The sequence below is a fragment of the Peribacillus sp. genome, assembly GCF_059453735.1.
In genome coordinates this window covers 1-6883 of sequence record NZ_JAZVJO010000222.1, presented here as the reverse complement: position 1 = coordinate 6883, position 6883 = coordinate 1, and the positions used below count along the sequence as shown (strand labels likewise).

Sequence of the window (6883 nt, the reverse complement as noted above, 5' to 3'; positions counted from 1 at the left end):
TGCCTGCTTCTTTTTATTTTGATTAAATTTATTATTTTGAAAAAACAATATTAGCGAATATTAAAGAGATATAACGGAAGTAAAGAAATGAACAAACTTGAACAATATTAATTCATCTTTTACGATTAATCCAATTTAAAGCACTCGCTTCCAATATTTGATTGAATCTTAATGAACATTTTGTGACATAAATCTTAATCCGTTGTATTTTCTCTTTTATAATACTAAGATAGAATCGTGAGTTTGTGAATATATAAACATTTGCAGTGAAACTGCAAGTTATAATTTTATTTTCGAGGGGAAAGGAGTACAAAATGAAACTAAAGGGAATTTTACTGTTTTTAATTTTCACTATTGTCACCGTGTTAACGGGGTGTGATAATCCGTTACTCGTTCTTGATCCAAAAGGCCCGGTTGCTGAAGAGCAATCAAATGTTATTAAGTTATCTATGTGGACAATGGCCGGAGTTGTATTAGTTGTTATTGTTTTATATGCATTCATGCTTACTAAATATCGTGCTTCTAAATCTAGTGCAGACTACGAACCGCCGCATATTGAAGGAAATAAATATCTTGAGGCGCTATGGATTGGTATTCCAATCATTATTGTTGCCTTCCTTGGTTGGGTAACAGTTGGCTCGCTTGATAAAGTCGAGAATGAACAAACTGGTTATACTGAAGAAAAACTGACTATTTATGCCGTTTCATCTAATTTTAAATGGCACTTTAGCTATCCAGAAGAAGATATAGAAACGGTTAACTATTTGAACATCCCAACAGATCGACCGCTTGAATTCAAATTATACTCGTATGGCCCTATTTCAAGTTTATGGATTCCACAACTTGGAGGTCAAAAGTATGCAATGAGTGACATGGTTAATACCTTGCATTTAGCTGCAGACGTTCCTGGAGCTTATATGGGCAGAAACGCTAACTTCAGTGGTGAAGGATTTGCTCATATGGAGTTTGAAGCATTAGCTATGCCTCCTGCTGAATATGATGAATGGGTTAAAGATGTTAAAGCAACAGCTGATGAGCTGACAGAAGATAAATTTAATGAACTTCTAGAAGCCGATCATGTTGGACGCAGTACCTTTAATGGAACACATTTAGATTTCGCTCCAGCACCTACTGGTCATAATCATGGATCGGACGATTCCGATGATGGTCCCAAAGAAGATACTGAAGATCACGAAGAACATGAACACGATCATAAATAAGGATAAGACTACTAGTTTAATAAATTAGTAAACGAAAGGAGTCACACACATGAAATGGGACGAATTTATCGTAACCGGAGACCCCATGATTCTTATGGCGCAAATCAGCATTATCGTTGCTTCGATCGCCATCGTTGCGGGCTTAACCTATTTTAAAAAATGGGGTTATCTCTGGAAAGAATGGTTAACAACAGTTGACCATAAACGAATCGGAATTATGTACATTTTAGCAGCCTTACTTATGTTATTTAGAGGAGGCGTTGATGCACTCTTAATGCGTGCGCAGACAGCTAGGCCTGAAAACGGTCTACTGGATGGACAGCATTATAATGAGATCTTTACAACACACGGGGTTATCATGATTTTATTCATGGCAATGCCATTTATCATTGGTTTAATGAACATCGTTACTCCATTACAAATTGGAGCTCGTGATGTTGCTTTCCCACGTTTGAATGCAATCAGCTTCTGGTTATTCTTTGCTGGAGCAATGCTATTCAATATTTCCTTCGTAATCGGAGGATCACCTGATGCAGGATGGACAGCTTATTTCCCTCTTGCCAGCACAGAATTCAGTGAAACGGTTGGGAATAACTATTACGCTATTGCCATTCAAATAGCGGGTATTGGTACCTTAATGACCGGGATTAACTTTATTGTTACCATCCTGAAAATGAGAGCTCCTGGCATGACATTAATGAAAATGCCAATGTTCGTTTGGTCAAACCTAATCACGAACGTTATCATCGTTTTTGCTTTCCCAGTGTTAACTGTGGCATTAGCATTAATGACAACAGATCGTTTGTTCGGCACTCAATTCTTCACCACAGCTAATGGTGGTAGTGATATGCTTTGGGCCAACCTATTCTGGGTTTGGGGACATCCTGAGGTATATATCGTTATTCTTCCTGCTTTCGGGATTTATAGTGAGATTATTTCTACGTTTGCTCGTAGAAATCTGTACGGATATAAATCAATGGTTATCAGTATGGTTGCCATTTCCTTGCTTTCATTTGTAGTTTGGGCTCACCATTTCTACACAATGGGTCATGGCGCAGTAGTTAATGGAATCTTCTCTATTACAACTATGGCCATTGCAGTTCCTACCGGGGTCAAGATATTTAACTGGCTCTTTACGCTCCGAAAAGGAAAAATACAATTTACCAGTCCTATGCTATATGCATTAGCCTTTATTCCAATCTTTACAATTGGCGGGGTAACAGGTGTAATGCTTGCTATGGCAAGTGCTGATTACCAATACCACAACACAATGTTCTTAGTAGCTCATTTCCACTATGTATTAATTCCAGGTACAGTATTTGCAGTAATTGCTGGATTTATCTACTGGTGGCCAAAGATCTTTGGTTTCAGCTTGAACGAAAAAATCGGGAAAGTCACGTTCTGGTTTATTGCAATCAGCTTTAACGTAACGTTCTTCCCAATGTTTGTTACTGGTTTAAATGGTCAGGCACGTCGTATGTACACGTATTCTGAATCTACTGGTTTTGGTGCCTTGAATATGCTTTCATTTGTCGGAGCACTTGGTCTTGCAATTGGATTCGGATTACTAGTTTATAATATCTACTGGAGCACACGTTACATGCCAAGAAACGAAACTTCAGATCCTTGGGATGCACGTTCATTAGAATGGGCTACTCATAGTCCAATACCAGAATACAACTTTGCTCTTGTTCCAACGGTTGAATCTACAGAAGCTTTCTGGGATCAAAAGAAACATAATATCCCGTTATTTAAAGGGAAGTATGAGCCAATTCATATGCCAAACAATAGTGGAATACCAGTTATTCTTGGCGTAATCTTCTTCTTCTGGGGATTCTTCATGGTATTCAGCTGGTGGATTCCAGCAATCATAGCAACAATCGGAATCTTTGCTTGTATGGCTTATCGTACATTCGAGAAAGATCATGGACACTATATTTCAGTTGAAGAAATAGAAGAAACTGAAAACAAATCGCGAGGTGCTCACGCATGAAAATAGATAACTCGCTTCCTTTAGAATATGGAACCGAAGAAAATCGGTTGAAAATATTTGGTTTTTGGATCTTTTTAGGGGCAGAGATTGCCCTCTTCGCCACCTTGTTTGCCGTGTACTTCACACTGGTTAACCGGACTGGAAATGGACCAACAGGCAGTGAAATATTTGAACTTACACCGGTTTTAATTGAAACATTCCTGCTGCTGACAAGCAGCTTCACAATCGGTTTAGCTATTCATGCTATGCGGATTGGTAATAAAAAAGCGATGATGACATTCTTTGGAATTACTTTAGTCCTTGGACTTGGATTCCTTGGAACAGAAATCTTTGAATTTGTCACATACATTCATGAAGGAGCAACTTACCAAACAAGTGCTTTCGTATCTGCTTTAATGACAACTCTTGGAACGCATGGTGCTCACGTTACACTTGGTCTTTTCTGGGGACTGTTCATCATCATGCAGGTTAGAAAGCAGGGTATCACTCCTGAAACTGCAAATAAATCGTTCATCTTTTCCTTGTACTGGCACTTCTTAGACATTGTTTGGATCTTCATTTTCAGCTTTGTCTACTTGAAAGGATTGATGTAATATGAAACAACTATTCCCTATGAAGCAAGTAATGGGATATGTGTTCTCACTAATCCTAACAGTCGTCGCCCTTTCTGTTCTTATGTTTGATTTGTCTGCAACGACTGGTATGCTGATTCTTCTAGTTACAGCATTTGCTCAGGCTAGCATGCAAATTGTATTCTTCATGCATATTGGAGAATCAGAAGATAGGAATACATTGTACACAAACATTGGGTACTCTCTCTTCGTTGGTATTGTAACTATTCTTGGTACATTGCTAACTATGATTTGGGGCTATCAGTAAATAGTAAAAAATCCTGAACGCAGCATATGCGTTCAGGATTTTTTTTAGATTTATGATTTTACTCTTCGTGTTTTTGTAATGAGTTCCTCGGTAATCGTAAAGAACAATCCCACTCCAAATACCAGCATTGAGTTAAATACTATAGCAATCGCAGCAAACGTTAAAAGATGATTATCATTGTAACCGGTTTCAAATAAACTAATAATAAATATGATTCCACCTATTGTACATCCAATCATTGCAAAGATACGGACAAAGTTAAGTAGTTTGTATTGTTCCATTTTACAAATCATCTCCTTATATAGTTAATTTTAGTATAATTCACAAATTTGTCAAACCTTTTTGTTATTTTATTGTATTTTATGCAAAAAGTGTTGACAAGTGTATAGATGAATGAAAAGTAAAATATAACTTAAAATTAATATCGCAATATTCTAACTAATTTGATACTATTGGAAATAGTTACCACGTACTTTAGAGGAGGGGGCTTATATAAAGCTTGCAGCGAGATTAACAGGGAATTTACTTTTATACATAATCATTGGATTTCTTTTAGTATTACTGGTCCTTATGCCTCGTGAAACAACCTCACATCGTGAGGGAACCGTTGACGTGATGAGTTATTCATTTACATGGAGCTCTTATAAGCAAAACATCGTTAATTATTGGACAGAGGTAAAAGAGAATAAAACACTTGGAATGACTATGTATGAAGATCCTGTGGAAGAAGAACTCATTTATTATGCTAAAAAAAGCATTGTACTTATTATTCCCGCTTTTTTACTGAGTATCTTTTTTGGTGTCTGGAAGGGAATATACGATTACCGTCATACCGGCGGTGTTGGGAAATTAACTGGGAAAGGAACCACTTGGGTTTTACAATCCGTCCCAGACTTCTTCTTTATTATGGTCATTCAAATGTTTATGTTCTTTTGTATGAAAAATGATATATGGAAACCGGATATTTATGGCGATGAAGAGTGGTACAACGTATTTTTACCCATTTTCTATCTTTGTATGTACCCGATTGCTATAATCGCTCGTCTAACTGCAGAAGCATTAGAGGAGGAAGAAACAGCTGATTATATTCGGACAGCACGTTCGAAAGGTGCTAAGGATTGGGCGGTTATCTGGAAGCATGCCTTGCTGAATTGCTGGCCGAAGTTGGTGCAGCATTTAATGCCGATTGCCTTAATTATTATGTCAGCGATGTTTGTGGTCGAATATTTATCAATGTATCGCGGCATTGGCACAAGACTTATTAGAGCCCTTCAGTTTAATGGGTGGTTTTATGCTGGTGAACCGATGGTAATGGATACTGCAGCAATAATAGGGTTCAGTTTCTTACTGATGGCTATTTTACTAGTTTTCCAATGGCTTCAGGAGATTTTGACCTTTTTCCTAGTTCCAGTACGGAAGGAGGATATTAAATGAAAAAAAATGTCCCGCTGTTCATTGGCATATGCGGATGTTCTGTGTTTATGTTTCTGGCGATTGCAGGATCCTTTTTACCGGGGATTGATCCCAAACTAACGATGCGCAGCTATTATCCGGATTTTTTTTCCTACCCGCCATTCCCGCCATCCGAAGATTTTTTGTTGGGTACTGACCGGGAAGGTCGTGATGTACTTAGTTACCTTGTGATTGGGACAAGGTATACACTTGCAACGGTAATTGGAATGAGCCTGTCTGTCTTTATTTTAGCGATGATATTGGCTGTTAGTGCAGCTCATTCAAAAAGTATCAACCTGATTTTGCAAGCTTGGAATTATTTATTCTCTCGTGTTCCGGTAATTTTTATGGTTATGTTTTTTTCTTTACTGCCATTAATTGTTTTCAGCCCCAACCGAATATTCTGGATGATGGGGTTGATTATCGTATTTGAAGTAGGAAAGGTAGCCGAGCTCATGAAGAAAAGTATTCAGCATGTTCAGGCTTCAACGTATTACGAGGCAGCAATTGTACTCGGAACAGGGATCAAAGGACTGTTTACTAGATATTATTGGCCTCTATGTTCACCGCAGTGGCTGTCTTATTTCTTCACCCATCTTGGCAATATGTTATTTTTGATCGGACAGCTTGGGGTATTTGGAATATTTTTATCACAAAGCTTATCACAAATGGAGAATGGAGCTTACATGATTACGAATACAGCTGTCGAATGGCCGCTATATATTTCAAATGTACTTATTGATATTGATGGAGCTCCTTGGATTCCAATTACAGCCGCTGTATTTATAGGGTGTGCTATGTTTTCTTTTTTTGCACTCAGCGAAGGTATCAGGCGCAAGTCACGCTTAGAACATCAAGGCTGGATTGAGAGAAAAGGACCACGGCTGAACAGGTTCCTATCTAAGTTTCCTCGATCAAAAAGTGCCTAACAATAAGGTTAGAAGGAGATAAACGATGCTAAATAAGCAAGGGTTTGATATTTGGGCAAATAAGTATGATCAAAGTGTTAAAGTTAGTGAAGATCAATCCTTATATCCATTTGCGGGGTATAAGAAAGTAATCAACACCATTTTTAATGAAATTATGCAGAAAAAACATGCGCAGGTGTTAGATATTGGTATAGGAACAGCAATTTTAAGTCACCGGCTATATGACTATGGACATAGTATTGACGGTCTCGACTTTTCTGCTAAAATGATTGAAATTGCTAACATTTACAATTTTGTTGATGACGCTTCCGGCTCGGGCATTGCCGGGCTGAAGGAAGGCACCGTTGCCGCTGCTTTCTCCGGCAGCTGGGACTACAGCGGTCTGAAGGAAGCTTTGGGGGATGATTTGG

The 6883-nt window shown here is 38.2% G+C and carries 8 protein-coding genes; 7 read left to right on the top strand and 1 reads right to left on the bottom strand.

Annotated features, from left to right (window positions below; genetic code table 11):
* Nucleotides 1-314 precede the first annotated feature (314 nt).
* Genes qoxA through qoxD form a run of 4 tightly spaced genes read left to right on the top strand, consistent with a single transcriptional unit; the run spans nt 315 to nt 4092 of the window.
* A complete protein-coding gene (qoxA, locus tag AC52RT_RS07000; RefSeq protein ID WP_495540077.1) occupies nt 315-1220 on the top strand; it encodes a cytochrome aa3 quinol oxidase subunit II in 906 nt (301 codons plus the stop codon).
* A gap of 49 nt (nt 1221-1269) precedes the next feature.
* Complete coding sequence (gene qoxB / locus AC52RT_RS06995) at nt 1270-3213, top strand: cytochrome aa3 quinol oxidase subunit I (RefSeq protein ID WP_495540076.1); 1944 nt, start codon at nt 1270-1272, stop codon at nt 3211-3213.
* Complete coding sequence (gene qoxC, locus AC52RT_RS06990) at nt 3210-3806, top strand: cytochrome aa3 quinol oxidase subunit III (RefSeq protein ID WP_495540075.1); 597 nt, start codon at nt 3210-3212, stop codon at nt 3804-3806. Before qoxB ends, qoxC begins: the two co-directional genes overlap by 4 nt.
* Before the next feature lies 1 nt (nt 3807).
* Nucleotides 3808-4092, top strand: a complete 285-nt coding sequence (gene qoxD, locus AC52RT_RS06985; protein WP_340848121.1) for a cytochrome aa3 quinol oxidase subunit IV — start codon at nt 3808-3810, stop codon at nt 4090-4092.
* 50 nt (nt 4093-4142) lie between these two features.
* Here the strand turns inward: qoxD and AC52RT_RS06980 are convergent, their stop codons facing one another.
* Nucleotides 4143-4373, bottom strand: coding sequence for a hypothetical protein (locus AC52RT_RS06980; protein WP_040374438.1), 231 nt, complete (start codon nt 4371-4373; stop codon nt 4143-4145).
* Between the two features lie 289 nt (nt 4374-4662).
* Between AC52RT_RS06980 and AC52RT_RS06975 the strand changes: the two genes are divergently transcribed.
* The 3 genes from AC52RT_RS06975 to AC52RT_RS06965 form a co-directional block, all read left to right on the top strand.
* A complete protein-coding gene (locus tag AC52RT_RS06975; protein WP_495540074.1) occupies nt 4663-5526 on the top strand; it encodes an ABC transporter permease subunit in 864 nt (287 codons plus the stop codon).
* Nucleotides 5523-6473, top strand: coding sequence for a hypothetical protein (locus tag AC52RT_RS06970; RefSeq protein ID WP_495540073.1), 951 nt, complete (start codon nt 5523-5525; stop codon nt 6471-6473). The genes AC52RT_RS06975 and AC52RT_RS06970 overlap by 4 nt, the downstream gene beginning before the upstream one ends.
* A 25-nt stretch (nt 6474-6498) precedes the next feature.
* On the top strand, nt 6499-6883 hold a 385-nt coding region (locus AC52RT_RS06965; protein ID WP_495540072.1), incomplete at its 3' end, for a class I SAM-dependent methyltransferase.